Genomic DNA, 13801 nt, shown 5'->3' on the forward strand with positions numbered 1-13801 from the left:
CAGCCATAAAAGAAAGATGCCTGAAACTGTCGTCTCAGGCATCTTTCTTTGTATAGTAATTTAAAATTGTGATATAGCTATATAAATAGCACAACTACTACTTGTTCCCTGATTTGGTTGTATCGTTTTTAGGCTGCGTTTTCGATCTGAGCAAATCTCCAATCTTATTTGTTGCCTGCTTCTTTATGTTTTGTTCAGCCTCTTTGCGTTTCTTTTCCAGCTCTTCACGGGCTTTCTGCTCAGCTTCGATTCTACGCCTGGTCAGTTCATTTTGTACGCTATCCTGCAGCTGTTGCTTGCGCTGCTCCAGTTGCAGTTTTGCATCGTCTACTTTACTCTGTACGGCACTCTTAACCAGATCCTTTGCCTGCTCTTTTACCGAGCCTCCTGCCAAGGCCACTTTAGGGTTAGATAGCGTACCGCCTATACTTAGGTTTAAAGTAACTCTCTCAGAGGTTGCTACTGCATTGTTGCCTAACAAACTTGCCAAACGTGTATTCAGTTCGCGGCCTACTTTGCCCGCAGGTACATTCAAAGCAGTTATATAGTCAATCTCTCCATTAACGTTATTAGAGCCGCCCACGGTCATATCCACATTGCCTACTTTCATATCAAACGGCCGAATAACCAGGCTGCCATCGATAATTTGCGCATCTATCTTTTTATTCTCTACCACAAAACTCTTCAGCTCTTCAAAATTGGTGAGGCTGCTTATTTTATCTACAATAGGCACATCGCGCACAGCAGCTTTAATTACATTTATTATACCATTACCATCTAAGGTCTTAAAGATTGGTGTCATGTCCTGGCCCAGTTCCCCGGCAAAGGCAAAGCTTGTGTTAAACTTACCCTCCAGCAGCTTGGCGATAGGAGCAATGGCCTGAATTGTGTTAAAGGTGTTAAATGCCTCTTTGAAACCCAGGTTCTGGATGTCCAGCTTCATGTCGAACAAAGGCTTTTGCAGATCCTGAGTATTGTAGCTACCGCCAACTGCAAAAGTACCACCCAAGGTGTTAAAGGTTACCTTGTTCAGCTTGGCTACTTTATCCTTTACCTGCACCTGCCCGTTTACATTGCTCAGCTTCATGTTAGAGTACAGCACCTGCTTGGCATCAATATTAAGCGCCATATCTAAGTTTGCCGGCACTTCTACTACACCCTCGGCAGTTTCTTCGGCAGGAGCGCCGGCTTCATCCACCATCCACTCATTTACATCAAAAGTGTTAGAGCTGATGTTAAAGTTACCGCGCAGAGACTGGTTATCAGCCAAAGCATAGCCTATGTAGTTAGAAACAGTACCGTTTGCCTGAAAGTCACTTTTGCCTAGCTGGCCAGCCATGTTTTGCAGGTTTACACGCTCATTGTTAAAAGTAGCGTTGGCCCTGCTGATTTTTATACCCTGCGGCAGATCGGTACTCACAAAGCTTAGGTTGCTGATGGCCATGGTGCCATTTGCTATAACGTTGTTATACTTCTCGGCTTCAATGTCGCTCAGTTTACCTTTAGCGGCCACATCAGCTGTGATTCTACCAGCTACTGTCATGCCTTCCTGCGGGAAAATCTTTGTAAGTTTGGCTAAGTCAAGTATACCTTTTATGCGGCCATCAAAAGCAGGTTTGTCTATACCCTGAATCAGCATGTTTCCTTCCAAAGGCTCGCCATCCAGGGTCATGCTAAAGCGCTGCACGTTCACGCGGGTATCGTCGGTATTTCCGGTCGTGTTCCGGATATTGGTCACCATGCTCAGGTTTTGGATAGGTGCCGGAAAGTCTTTGGATTTGATATAGCCATTGGTCATGTTCAGGTCTGCGTTTACTACCGGCATACTCTTCTCCGAGTAAGTGCCTTTGGCATCGGCATCTACTTTAAGCAAACCACGCAGCGTCATGCCCTCTATCGGAAACACCTTCGTCATTTCAGCCAGATCAACATTTGCTTTCACATTGCCGTCAATCTGCATTACCTCCAGGCCTTTAACGGTTACTCGCGCATCTACAGGATTTTTACCCAGGTCCATGTGAAACTTACGAATATCGATATTAGTGTTCTGGGGAGTGCCGTCGGTGCTTACCACACTCATATCAGCATTTACATTACGGGCAGCCTCTGGCAGGTCAGGGTATTTGAACATACCATCTATCACCTGCAGGTTTACACCGTAACCTGGCATCAACGTGTCTATCATACGGCCTTTAAAAAAACCGTCAAAGCTTAACTTTCCTTCTGTCTTTATATCGTTAAACTGCTCGCTATACATACCCGGCACTATCGACAGCACATTTCTGAAGTCTGTTTCTGTGGCGCTAAAGGTAAGGTCAAAGTCAATGGCCTCTTCCGGCATCAGGATAGTACCATCAAACTTAAAAGGAAACTCGTTGATGCGGATGTTATTTTCTTTAAAAGTATAAAGGTATTTGTTCAGGTCCATGGCCATGGTTACATCGGCATTCAGCTTTGCATTTTCGATATAGTTGGCACCATCGTAGGTCATGGTAAAGCGATCTGCGGTGGTTTTAGAATCCATGTCAAAAACATCTTTCTCAAAATCGCCCGAGCCGGCATGGTTTACGCCATAAAGCGCCGCACCAAAAGGGATACTTAAATCATCGTAAAAAAGCGTGCCGTTGTTTATCTCCCAGCCTTTAATGGCCATGCTAAAGTCTGAGGCCGCTGTGTCTGCTTCTGTGGCGGCTGTTGTGTCTGATAAAAAGATGTCCCAGTTCGCTTTTCCGCTTTTCAGCACAATAAGGCGTATAACAGGTTCGTCTAAAGTAACAGAGTTAACCTTCAGTTCGTCGCCGGAAATAACACTAGCCAAATTCAATCCCATTCTAAAAGAGGGAATTTGTGCCAAAGTGTCTGTCTGGAAAGAATCCTTGCCTACAATGGCCAGATTGTCTACGCCAAGCGACAGGTTAGGGAAATCTCTGAACAAAGAAAGGCTAACATCATCTGTCTCATAGATAACGGTGGCGTTTATATTCTTTGCTATCTCTTTGTCGAGGGTTTGTTTAATTTTATCTTTGAAAAGAACCGGCACAAGCGCGGCAAAGGCAAGCAAAACTGCCAGGAAAATAAAGAAACCAATAACTACTTTTTTCATATAGGGTGGTGGTGATAATTTCTGATACAAAAGCTAATTAAAGCTAAACTATGTAATTAAAGCTAAAACCGTGCTAAATATTGCCCGCTTAATTTATTATAAGTACATAAACTATAAAAAACCGGCTTAACAAGAAGTATGATTATAAAAAAGGTATGCTACTGCGTTATACTTTGCCTTTGCTGCCTCACAGCATTGGCACAGGAAACTCATTTTACGCAGCAGTATGCCAATAAGCTGTACTTAAACCCTGCGTTTGCCGGTTTAAACCACAGCTGGAGCGCCACGCTGACGCACCGTAACCAATGGCCTGCTTTAAACGGATCTTTTGTAACTAACCAGTTTGCTGCCGATTACAGGCTCGAAAATTCAAAAAGTGCAATAAATCTGGTAGTGCACCAGGACCGTGCCGGTGTAGGAGGATTACAAAAACTACAGGCCACAGCAGGTTACGCTTATCATACGGCTTTAACGGACAAATGGGCTATGTCTGTAGGGTTGCAGGCAAGCGTGGCATCCCTTAGCATCAACTACGATAACTTGGTTTTTGGGGACCAACTATCTGATAACGGGCAAATTGCATTAACATCGGCAGAGGCCGCCAGGTTTGAGCCAAGGAGCTATGCTAGCTTTGCAGTCGGGGGTTTGTTTTACGCTGATCAGTTTTGGCTGGGCTTAAAAGTTGCTAATCTAAACCGACCAGCATATGGCTTTGAGGAAAAGACCAGGTTACCTTTAGACTTTCTTGTAAATGCCGGGTATAAATTTTACGCCAGATCTTACGAAGAACGCGGCCAACTTTTTGAGTTAAGCTTTACGCCATCAGCCACTTACATACAACAAAACAATTTTAGAAGGGTAGATTTAGGATTGCATACTATATACACGCCGCTTACGTTAGGTATAATATATAAAGGTATTCCGGTAGTAACTGGAACTAACCAGGACCAAGCCTTGTCCGTAATAGCAGGACTGCAATTAGAAGGCTTTAAAGTTGGCTTTAGCCACGATATTGGCCTTAGCGGTTTAAGCAAACAAGTAGGGGGTGCAAATGAGATTACCCTTGCTTTTGAACACCTGGAAATTAATAATTTGTTTGGAAGCCGCCGGGGCCGCAAAATTAACAGAAGCATCCCTTGTCCGGCATTCTAATTTTAATTATAATTGCACTTTAATTTACGTTAAAAGAACCTTATCTTAATTGGGTACTATTTTATGAAGTTTGCAAAGTATCTATCTGCTGTAGTATTTGGAGGATTACTCCTGACAGCTTGCTCTAAAGGGGGACAGCCAACCAGCAGAAACCCTGGTGACTACAGTACCGCTACCGGTATTGAATACGGCGAGGAAGAAGAGTCTTTCCAGGTAAACGATTATGCTGATATTGAAGGCGGTCCTGGACTTATTTTTATTGAAGGTGGCCGTACTACACTAGGTTCTATGGAAGAAGATGTGGCTATGACGCGCGACAACATTGAGCGTACAGTTACAGTTGCTTCTTTCTTTATGGATGAAACTGAAGTGGCCAACATTCACTGGCTAGAGTACCTGCACTACTTAAAGCAAGACTCTTTACCAGAAGTATACACAGCTGCTTTACCGGATACAACAGTTTGGTCTCGCCAACTGTCTTTCAACGACCCTTATGTAACGTATTACCTGCGTTACCCTGGTTTCCGTTTCTTCCCGGTAGTAGGTGTTAGCTGGTTACAGGCTAATGATTACGCTATCTGGCGTACAGCTAAGGTTAACGAAAACCTTGCGAAAGAAGCAGAAGGTGGCGGCGGCCGCAGAGGCCTGTTTGGCCGTAGAGGTGGCGGAGAAGAGTCTGTAGAAGGCAGCAAGCCGTCTATCGAGTCTGGATATGTGTTGCCTAACTACCGCCTACCAACAGAAGCTGAGTGGGAATATGCTGCACAAGCTATGATCGGTACACAATATTCTGAAGACGAAAACCAGAACAACCGCAGACTTTATCCTTGGGATGGCCACCAGGTACGTAACCCGTACGGTCGCGAAATGGGTAAGTTCCTGGCTAACTTTAAGCGTGGCCGTGGTGACTATGCCGGTATTGCCGGTGCTTTGAACGATGGCGCCATGATCACAGACTATATTTACAGCTACCCTCCAAACGACTTTGGTTTATACAACATGGCTGGCAACGTAAACGAGTGGGTGCAGGATACATACCGTCCGCTTTCATTTGAGGATGTTGAAGACTTAAACCCATTCCGTCGTGATGGTTACCTTGACGAGCAGGAGAACTACGATTCAAGCGAAGGCTTCCACTCTCTTGTAACTGACGAGGTGAAAGTTTATAAAGGCGGATCATGGAAAGATGTGGCTTACTGGTTATCTCCAGGTACACGCCGCTTCATGACACAGGATTCATCAACTGCAACAATCGGTTTCCGTTGCGCAATGATAAACGCTGGATCAAACAGATAAACAACAATATCGAAATAGAGAAAAGCCTGGGGATAAAACCTCAGGCTTTTTTTATGCGCATACTATAATTTGTAGCACAACAAGAAACTTACTACTATGAGACCATACATACTTGCAGAGTCAAACTGGAAAGCCCTCAAAGAGCAAAAAGTAGATTTGGCTATACTTCCATGGGGAGCAACAGAAGCCCACAATTACCATTTGCCTTACGGCACAGATATTTTTGAAGCAGAAAGTATAGCCGCTGAAGCAGGAAGGATTGCCTGGGAGCAGGGAGCCAGCATAACAGTACTGCCCGCCATACCTTTTGGGGTAAACACAGGCCAGGCTGATATTAAGCTGGATATTAACTTAAACCCAAGTACGCAGCTGGCCATTGTTAGAGATATTGTAGAAGTATTAAATCGCCAGGGTATACACAAGCTACTTATCGTAAACAGCCATGGCGGCAACGATTTTAAGCCTATACTTCGTGAACTGGGCTTACGCTTTCCGGAGATGCTACTTGTTAGTAGCAATTGGTTTCAGTTGCCCGATAAGCACCAATACTTTGATAAAAAGGGAGACCATGCAGATGAGATGGAAACAAGCCTTATACTTTATCTAAAGCCTGAACTGGTTTTGCCTTTAGACGAAGCAGGAGAGGGCAAAGAGCGAAAGTCGAAGATACAGGGAATTCGGGAAGGTTGGGCTTGGTCGGAGCGCCAATGGTCTATGGTATCGGAGGACACGGGCATCGGAAACCCTAAAGCCGCTACAAAAGAAAAAGGAGAACGCTTCTTTAAAGTAGTGACCGAGAAGATGGCCGAACTATACCTGCAATTGGCCTACGTGGATATAAAGAACAGGTATGAATAGTGATCTATACTATAAGGTATTTAAACAAGGCTGCCCCTCCGTATTAAAGAAAGGGCAGCCTTGTGATTTTTATCAGCAGTAGTATAAATTGATGGCTAACAACTTCTTGTACCTGCTTGAGAGAATAACCTTAAAGAAGTAAAGAAAGAAGCCAGGACAAAGGCAATTAGATGTATCAAGGCAGTTTGCCAGCAGTTGCTACCTCTTCACCTTAAGCGCGCGTAGCTCCTCATCAATTTTCTGATTCCAGCGTTGCTGTGCAGCGGTGTCAATGCCGTGGCCGGTTTCGTTGTCATACTGTTCCTGCAGGCGGTTCATTTCTCTGTAAGCCTCAATGTACTTATACTGCATGATGCTGTTATAATCTGCTACTGTTAAGCTATCGGGATGTATGGTTTGCTTAAAACGCTCTGCCACCAGCTTTACAATGTCAAAGTGCCGCTGCTCATGGTTTAAAGTATAAGTATCGCGTGCTTCGGCTCTTGCCCAGGAGGCACTCTTCACTACAAATACTTTCATGGTCAGGTTTAAGTGTATTATGCCATTCTTTATTTCATTCTTACCTTCGTAGGCAAACCCCGGAAAAACGGCTGCGGCATAACGGCTCTGGCTCACCTTTGTGGGGCTTCCCAAGAAATCGCCCCAATTAAGTGGACGGCTTAGTGCATAGTATACAGTATCATCTTTGGCATCAAAAGTATGATCATCAAAATTAACTTTGATCGCTTTTGCCAGCAGCTCGTTCTTGTCAGCCTCCAGGTTTATCCATGAGTCAAAGTAGCGCAACGATTCGGTTAGCACCTGCCGCAAGGATGGCTCCACCACATCGTGCTGGCCGGCAGGCCTGTTATACCTTATGCCCCCTTTTTGCTCTATCAAAGGAACAGTTTCGCCGTCGCGCTGCAAACTGAATTGAACGTGTGTTACAACCCGCCCCTCTACACGGCCTTTGGCAGGCGCGCTTTCTGTTACGCTGAGTTCTTTTATGCGCATTACTACAGGGCGCAGCTTCGTATTCTGTGATAGGCTTTTGTGCAGGTATTGTTCAACAGCTGCCTGTGCTCCACCTTTTAAATCAACGGGTACGGCTTTGGTAGCTTGCGCTGCTCCAACAGGAGCCGGCATAAGATAAGCTACTGCTTTTTTGTTTTTGCGTTCGTCTATAACCTTAGCTATATAAAACTCTTTAGGCTTAAAGGGCAACGCTTCTGTTTTTAGAACAATAGGTTGGGTGCCAGATATAACCGGCGGCCCGGCGGCCCACACACTTATAACGACCAGCAGTAAAAGCGACCAAAGAGCGGCTCTGCGAAAGGCTTTGCCTCTCATGCTATTGCTCTTAAGCTTATTTATAAATTTCATATTGGATTATACTTGAGATACTGCCTTTTAAGCAGCTACTACTAAACAAAAACGCTTTGTATTTCAGTTCTATTGCAGGCCTAAAACTTAAGCTGCTGCTATAGCTACTACACTTACCTCCTGGGCCCCTGCAGCCAGTAAAGAAGCGGCGCAAGCCTCCAACGTTGCGCCGGTCGTTAAAACATCATCAACAAGCAGTATGCGTTTGCCTTTTATACTTTCAGAGGCTTTCACCTGAAACACCTGCTCCACGTTATGCCATCGGTCCAGCCTGTTCTTGCGGGTTTGGGTGCTCGTGTCAATAGTGCGAAGTAGCGCATCAGGCTTGTAAGGGAGTTTCATACTTTCAGATATTCCTCTGCTAAAGCAATCTGACTGGTTATAGCCCCGGCGGCGCATTTTATACTTGTGCAGCGGCACAGACACTATCAAATCAAACTGTTCTGCATACTGATGTTCCGCTAAAATCGCTCCATACCGGTGCCCCAAGTGCTCTCCCAATTCTTTGGCTCCTTTATACTTTAATTTATGAAGTATGCGCTGCACCCGGCCTTTAGGCATAAACAGCAAGTATGCAAAAGCGTATCGCACCTGCACTTTGCCCCAAAAGCGGCGCTGCAAAGGGTTAAGCTCTGTGGCCCCGTGCAGGTGGTAATCAGTATAAGGAAGCTTGATATTGCAGTTTGTACAAATATACTTCTCACCACGCGCCATGGCACCGTCGCAGGCATAGCAACTCTCTGGGAATAAAAGCGAAAGCAGATCTTCGAACATTGTGTAAGAGCGTTGGTTTAAGGTATTATGCGTAATTTCGTGTAACTTTATATTTATACTTTTTATTAGCTTTTATAGCAACAGAACACACAACAATGAGCTTAGTAGAAGAATTCAATGACTACCGCACGCGCATGAACGAGCGCATCATGTCTTATGACAATAAAGTAATTAAACGCTTTTTTAACCTGGACACCAACACTTACATGGAGGGTGCCCTGGATGTAAAAACAAAGGAGATGCTAGGCCTTGTAGCCTCTATGGTATTGCGCTGCGACGATTGTATTAAGTACCACGTGGGCAAGTGCTACGAAGAAGGCGTTACCGATGAGCAGATAATGGAGGTTTTCTCTATAGCTAACTTAGTTGGTGGCTCTATCGTGATACCTCACTTCCGCCGTGCCGTTGAGTACTGGGAAGAGTTAAAGGAACGTGGTTCTGCTAATTAAATTATTACAGCTTGTTACTTGTTGATCGTTTATAGACCAGCGGTTGACAAGTAACAACTATTTACAACATGATATACGACTCAGACAATTTAGATCATAACTGGGCCCAACTTCGCGCCGACCTCATGAAGCGCTTTGGTAAAAAGCCGGACATGAATGCCATACTTTTTCTAATCGGAATTCAGGAACTTGGTATGGGCATTCGGGAGTTTACTAAAGAGGAGAAGCAGGACCTGATGCACATTGCAACCTGCAGGGTGTTCAGCCAATCTGGTTACTACGAATTCGCAGGCCGGGACGAAGAGGGGTGGCCCCATTTCAAAGCCGTTAAAACTATTCCGTTTGCTAACCTGCGCGAGCAGGAGAATATGCTTAAGTGGCATGTAATCGAATATTTTAACAGCGCTGACGATATTCAGAAACCTTAATACAAAACAGTTTACAGGTGCGCCTTAAGTAATACTATGAAGACTAAAATCCTGAAGGTTATACTTCTATCGTCGTTGCTGTTCCTAACCAAGGATACAGGCAAAAACTAAAAGGCGTAATACCTGAACTGACATACGCATTATTCACCCATGAAAATAATTACCTACAACGTTAACGGCATTCGTGCCGCGCTTACCAAAGGCTTTGATACCTGGCTAACGGCAGCTAACCCTGATGTGCTTTGCCTGCAGGAGATAAAAGCAGATGAATCTAAGTTTGACAAAGCTCGATTTGAAGATCTTGGTTACCATACTTACATACACCCTGCCGTAAAAAAGGGCTATAGTGGTGTGGCTATACTTTCAAAACAAAAGCCAAAGCACGTAGAAGTTGGCTGCGGCATGGAATGCTATGATGTAGAGGGCCGCGTTTTGAGAGCAGATTTCGACGATGTTTCTGTGATGAGCGTATACATGCCTTCCGGCTCAAGCGGGGAGGAGCGCCAGAACTTTAAGTTTAAATGGATGGATGACTTTTACGGTTACATCGGCGACTTAAAGTCTACAGTACCTGGCCTTATCGTGAGCGGCGACTATAACATCTGCCATCAGGCCATTGATATTCATAACCCGAAGTCTAACGCTAAAAGCTCTGGTTTTTTGCCGGAAGAGCGTAGTTGGATGGGCAAGTTCATAGAGAGCGGCTTTATAGACTCTTTCAGGCATTTTAACGCTGAACCTCACAACTATACCTGGTGGAGTTACAGGGCAGGGGCACGCAACAAAAATCTTGGCTGGCGTATTGATTATAACATGGCTACCGAAAACATGCGTCATCGCTTAAAACGATCTGCCATACTTACCGAGGCTAAGCACTCTGACCATTGCCCGGTACTACTGGAAATTGACTAAGCTCGTATACTAAAATTGGCAAGTATAAGTTTATACTTTATAAGCATATCAAAAGTATATTACGTACTTATATACAGCTACTTACACAAATCATATTAATCTATTGCTATAGCAGAAATGTAAAGAGTAAAATATGAAACAAAACGATGCGCTAGATTTACTGTTGCATCAGCTGCAGGAGTTTAAACAGAAATTCTACCTCAACATGCTTCTGAGGGGTAGCATATTTGCTGTTGGGCTCCTGCTTTCTATTTACATCGTTTACAGCCTGCTGGAGTACATGTTTTACTTTCCGCAGTATGTGCGTGGCTTTCTGCTTTTCTCTTTTATTGCCGTAGTAATTTATGTGCTCGTGCGCTGGATCGTGTTGCCTATCTCGGCGCTGGCTAACCTTAAAAAGGTGCTTACCGACGAACAGGCTGCCTTACAGGTGGGTTCGCACTATCCTGAAATAAAGGATAAACTGCTTAATGCCATACAGCTTAAGAACCTGGATCGCACCAACGAACTTATTGCTGCAAGTATAGAACAAAGATCCGGTCAACTGCTCGGCTTTAAATTTAAAGAGGCGGTTACTTATCGCGAAAACAAGCCGCTGTTAAAGTACGTGGCTTTGCCAGCCATTATTGCATTGCTTATTGTGCTGGTTTACCCAACTATTTTTGTGCAGGGCACCGAGCGCATCATTAACTACAAACGCTATTACGCCCCGTTGGCACCTTTCGAGTTTGTGGTTACCAACGATAAGTTACAAACCTACAGGGGAGAAGACTTTGAGTTGAAGGTGGATGTGGAAGGCAAGACAGTACCAAGCGAAGTATACATTAACTACAGCGGCCGCCGGCAAAAACTCATTCAAGCTGCTGATGGTTCCTACTCTTATACTTTTAAACAGCCCCAGCGAAGTATAAATTTCCAGCTAGAAGGCTCCGGCTTTTTATCTGATGAATACGCGCTGCAACTGCTCTCGCGGCCAAACCTGAAAGACTTTTACATGGAAGTGGAGTACCCGGCTTATTTAAAGCGGAAACCTGAGCATGTACAGAATACCGGAAATGCCACCGTTCCTGAAGGCAGCACCATTCGCTGGAATTTTAAAGCTACTGAAACTGAAAGTATACATCTTGCCTTTGAAGAGCCCACACAAGGTATAAATGCATCTAAAAATGGAGATACCTTCAGCGTGAGTAAAAAAATCAACCAGCCTCATAACTATAGTATAAAGTTAGAAAACGCCCATAGTACTAACAAAGAGCAGATCACTTATCAAATAACTACCATACCGGATCGTTTGCCACAGATAAGCTTAGAGCAGTACCAGGATACGGCGCTGTATACATTTATGATTTTGGGTGGTGATGTATCGGATGATTATGGTTTAACACGCCTAGCCCTGAACTACCGTATCAACAACAGCAAAAACCCACAGGCGAAGTATAAAAGTATAAATCTGCCGCTGGGCAACCAGTTAATTCAAACGTACTATTACCAATGGAATACGGCATCGCTTAACCTGCAGCCCGGCGATAAGGTTGAGTATTTTATGCAGGTATGGGATAATGATGGGTTGAGAGGCCCTAAAAGTACCCGCACCCGAACATTCGAGTTAAAAATTCCGGACAAGCGCGACTTACAAAAAGAACTGGATAATAACTCTCAATCTATAGCTAGCCAACTGAGCAAAACCTTGGAAAAAGCAAACAAGTTGGAGCAGGACCTGTCTAAGTCGGAGGAGAAGATGAAGACTAAGCGAGATCTTAACTGGCAGGATAAGAAGCAGCTTGAGGACCTTGTGGAGAAGAAAAAGCAACTGGAGCAGGACATCTCTTCGATGAAAGAGCTATTTAAAGAGCTTAACAAGAAGCAGAACATGCTTAGTGAGCAAGACAAGCAGATGGCGCAGAAGGCACAGGAACTACAGAAGCTGATGGATGACCTGCTGGACCCTGAAACAAAAAAACTTTACGAAGAACTTGAGAAGCTACTGGAGCAACAGCGCCCAAACGATGCTGAACTTCAGAAGTTACTGAGCAAGTTAGATAACCGCGAACGAAACCTGGAGCGTGAGTTGGAGCGTGCTTTAGAACTCTTTAAACAGCTGCAATTCGAGCAGAAGCTGGATAACGTAACAGACAAGCTGCAGGAGATGGCCCAGGAGCAAAAACAACTGGCCGATAAAACACAGCAGAAGCAGGAAGGGAATAACCAACTACAGGAGCAGCAAAAGGAACTGCAGCAGGAATTTGAGGATGTGAAGAAGCAGATGGAGGAACTCAAGGACCTGAACAACAAACTGGAGAACCCTAATAATTTAGACGATCAACAACAACAGCAGGAGCAACAAAGCATAGAGCAGGAAATGAAGCAGAGCCAGGAGCAGCTTCAGAAAAACCAAAACAAGAAGGCCAGCGAGTCGCAGCAGAAGGCGGGGCAGAAGATGGAGAAAATGGCGCAGCAAATGGAGCAAATGAAAAGCGCCATGAGTATGCAGGGGATGGAGCAAAACCTCGATAACCTACGCGATATCCTGGAAAACCTGATTAAACTTTCTTTTGATCAGGAAGACTTGATGAAGCAATTCAGGGGGGTGAACCAAAGCGACCCACGTTTTATTGCGCTTTCGCAGCAGCAGCTCAGCCTCAGGGATAATGCCAAGGTAATTGAAGACAGTTTATTTGCTTTAGCCAGTAAGGTTTTCCAGTTACAATCTTTCGTTACCCGTGAGGTTGCCTCTATGAACCAAAGTATGGATAACAGCATGCAGGAACTTCGCGACCGCAATTTAGGCAGAGCAACAGCACAACAGCAGTTAGCCATGACAAGTATGAACAACCTGGCGCTGATGCTGAACGATGCCTTAAAGCAAATGCAGCAGGCTATGCAGCAAATGAAAGGCAATATGGCCGGAAAACAGAAGGGAAATAAGCCGCAGCCCGGAAATTTAGGTGATCTTCAGCAACAATTAAATAAAAAAATCGAAGATTTGAAAAAAGGAGGCAAATCAGGTAAGGCACTTTCTGAAGAATTAGCTAAATTGGCTGCTGAGCAAGAGGCTCTCCGAAACGCTTTGAGAGAAATGGAAAAGCAGGGTCAGAAACCTGGCGAAAATGGCAGGAACGGCGAATTAGGAAATTTGGGTAAGATGATGGAACAAAGCGAGGCTGATCTCGTTAATAAACGTTTGACTGAGCAAACCATCATGCGCCAGCGCGAGATTTTAACCCGCCTGTTAGAGGCCGAGAAGTCTGCCAAGGAACGTGAGTTGGATAACAAACGCGAAGCGAAAACGGCACAGGAAGTAAACAGAAAAGCTCCTCCTTCGTTTGAGAAATATTTAAAAGCAAAAGAAAAGCAGACTGAGTTGCTTAAAACCATTTCGCCTGCTCTTGCTCCTTATTATAAACAGAAGGTAAACGAGTACTTTCAGAATATAAGTAATAATTAAGCACCTATTTTACACTTAACGA

10 protein-coding genes are annotated in these 13801 nt (G+C 44.5%); 7 read left to right on the top strand and 3 right to left on the bottom strand.

Annotation, left to right across the window (positions count from 1 at the left end; translation table 11 throughout):
* Positions 1-97: 97 nt before the first annotated feature.
* Entirely contained in the window at positions 98-3103 is a 3006-nt protein-coding gene (locus tag Q1A23_RS01320) for an AsmA-like C-terminal region-containing protein (protein WP_299818354.1), read from the bottom strand.
* Between the two features lie 138 nt (positions 3104-3241).
* On the opposite strand from Q1A23_RS01320, the gene Q1A23_RS01325 reads away from it, so the two are divergent.
* From Q1A23_RS01325 to Q1A23_RS01335, 3 genes are all read left to right on the top strand, one after another.
* On the top strand, positions 3242-4255 hold the full coding sequence (locus tag Q1A23_RS01325; protein ID WP_299818357.1) for a PorP/SprF family type IX secretion system membrane protein: 1014 nt from the start codon (positions 3242-3244) through the stop codon (positions 4253-4255).
* A 63-nt stretch (positions 4256-4318) separates the two neighbouring features.
* On the top strand, positions 4319-5551 hold the full coding sequence (gene gldJ / locus Q1A23_RS01330; protein ID WP_299818360.1) for a gliding motility lipoprotein GldJ: 1233 nt from the start codon (positions 4319-4321) through the stop codon (positions 5549-5551).
* A 96-nt stretch (positions 5552-5647) separates the two neighbouring features.
* Positions 5648-6409 (top strand): creatininase family protein, encoded by a 762-nt coding sequence (locus Q1A23_RS01335; RefSeq protein ID WP_299818363.1) that lies wholly within the window; start codon positions 5648-5650, stop codon positions 6407-6409.
* 198 nt (positions 6410-6607) lie between these two features.
* Here Q1A23_RS01335 and Q1A23_RS01340 read toward each other — a convergent pair whose 3' ends face one another.
* Positions 6608-7738, bottom strand: coding sequence for a hypothetical protein (locus tag Q1A23_RS01340; RefSeq protein ID WP_299818367.1), 1131 nt, complete (start codon positions 7736-7738; stop codon positions 6608-6610).
* A gap of 120 nt (positions 7739-7858) precedes the next feature.
* The gene (locus Q1A23_RS01345) at positions 7859-8545 is read right to left on the bottom strand and encodes a ComF family protein (RefSeq protein ID WP_299818370.1); all 687 of its coding nucleotides are present in this window, start codon (positions 8543-8545) and stop codon (positions 7859-7861) included.
* Between the two features lie 95 nt (positions 8546-8640).
* On the opposite strand from Q1A23_RS01345, the gene Q1A23_RS01350 reads away from it, so the two are divergent.
* From Q1A23_RS01350 to Q1A23_RS01365, 4 genes are all read left to right on the top strand, one after another.
* Positions 8641-8994 (top strand): carboxymuconolactone decarboxylase family protein, encoded by a 354-nt coding sequence (locus Q1A23_RS01350; protein WP_299818372.1) that lies wholly within the window; start codon positions 8641-8643, stop codon positions 8992-8994.
* A gap of 68 nt (positions 8995-9062) precedes the next feature.
* Positions 9063-9422 (top strand): hypothetical protein, encoded by a 360-nt coding sequence (locus tag Q1A23_RS01355; protein ID WP_299818375.1) that lies wholly within the window; start codon positions 9063-9065, stop codon positions 9420-9422.
* A gap of 150 nt (positions 9423-9572) precedes the next feature.
* Complete coding sequence (locus tag Q1A23_RS01360) at positions 9573-10334, top strand: exodeoxyribonuclease III (protein WP_299818378.1); 762 nt, start codon at positions 9573-9575, stop codon at positions 10332-10334.
* 133 nt (positions 10335-10467) lie between these two features.
* Positions 10468-13779: a DUF4175 family protein gene (locus Q1A23_RS01365; RefSeq protein WP_299818382.1), complete on the top strand. Its 3312-nt coding sequence runs from the start codon at positions 10468-10470 to the stop codon at positions 13777-13779.
* Positions 13780-13801: the final 22 nt, after the last annotated feature.

The sequence above is a fragment of the uncultured Pontibacter sp. genome (assembly GCF_947492645.1).
GTDB lineage: Bacteria > Bacteroidota > Bacteroidia > Cytophagales > Hymenobacteraceae > Pontibacter.

Coding starts and splice junctions, on each gene's coding strand:
- gldJ (WP_299818360.1), top strand. CDS start 4,319: ATGAAGTTTGCAAAGTATCTATCTGCTGTAGTATTTGGAGGATTACTC.
- Q1A23_RS01320 (WP_299818354.1), bottom strand. CDS start 3,103: ATGAAAAAAGTAGTTATTGGTTTCTTTATTTTCCTGGCAGTTTTGCTT.
- Q1A23_RS01335 (WP_299818363.1), top strand. CDS start 5,648: ATGAGACCATACATACTTGCAGAGTCAAACTGGAAAGCCCTCAAAGAG.
- Q1A23_RS01325 (WP_299818357.1), top strand. CDS start 3,242: ATGATTATAAAAAAGGTATGCTACTGCGTTATACTTTGCCTTTGCTGC.
- Q1A23_RS01345 (WP_299818370.1), bottom strand. CDS start 8,545: ATGTTCGAAGATCTGCTTTCGCTTTTATTCCCAGAGAGTTGCTATGCC.
- Q1A23_RS01340 (WP_299818367.1), bottom strand. CDS start 7,738: ATGAGAGGCAAAGCCTTTCGCAGAGCCGCTCTTTGGTCGCTTTTACTG.
- Q1A23_RS01355 (WP_299818375.1), top strand. CDS start 9,063: ATGATATACGACTCAGACAATTTAGATCATAACTGGGCCCAACTTCGC.
- Q1A23_RS01350 (WP_299818372.1), top strand. CDS start 8,641: ATGAGCTTAGTAGAAGAATTCAATGACTACCGCACGCGCATGAACGAG.
- Q1A23_RS01365 (WP_299818382.1), top strand. CDS start 10,468: ATGAAACAAAACGATGCGCTAGATTTACTGTTGCATCAGCTGCAGGAG.
- Q1A23_RS01360 (WP_299818378.1), top strand. CDS start 9,573: ATGAAAATAATTACCTACAACGTTAACGGCATTCGTGCCGCGCTTACC.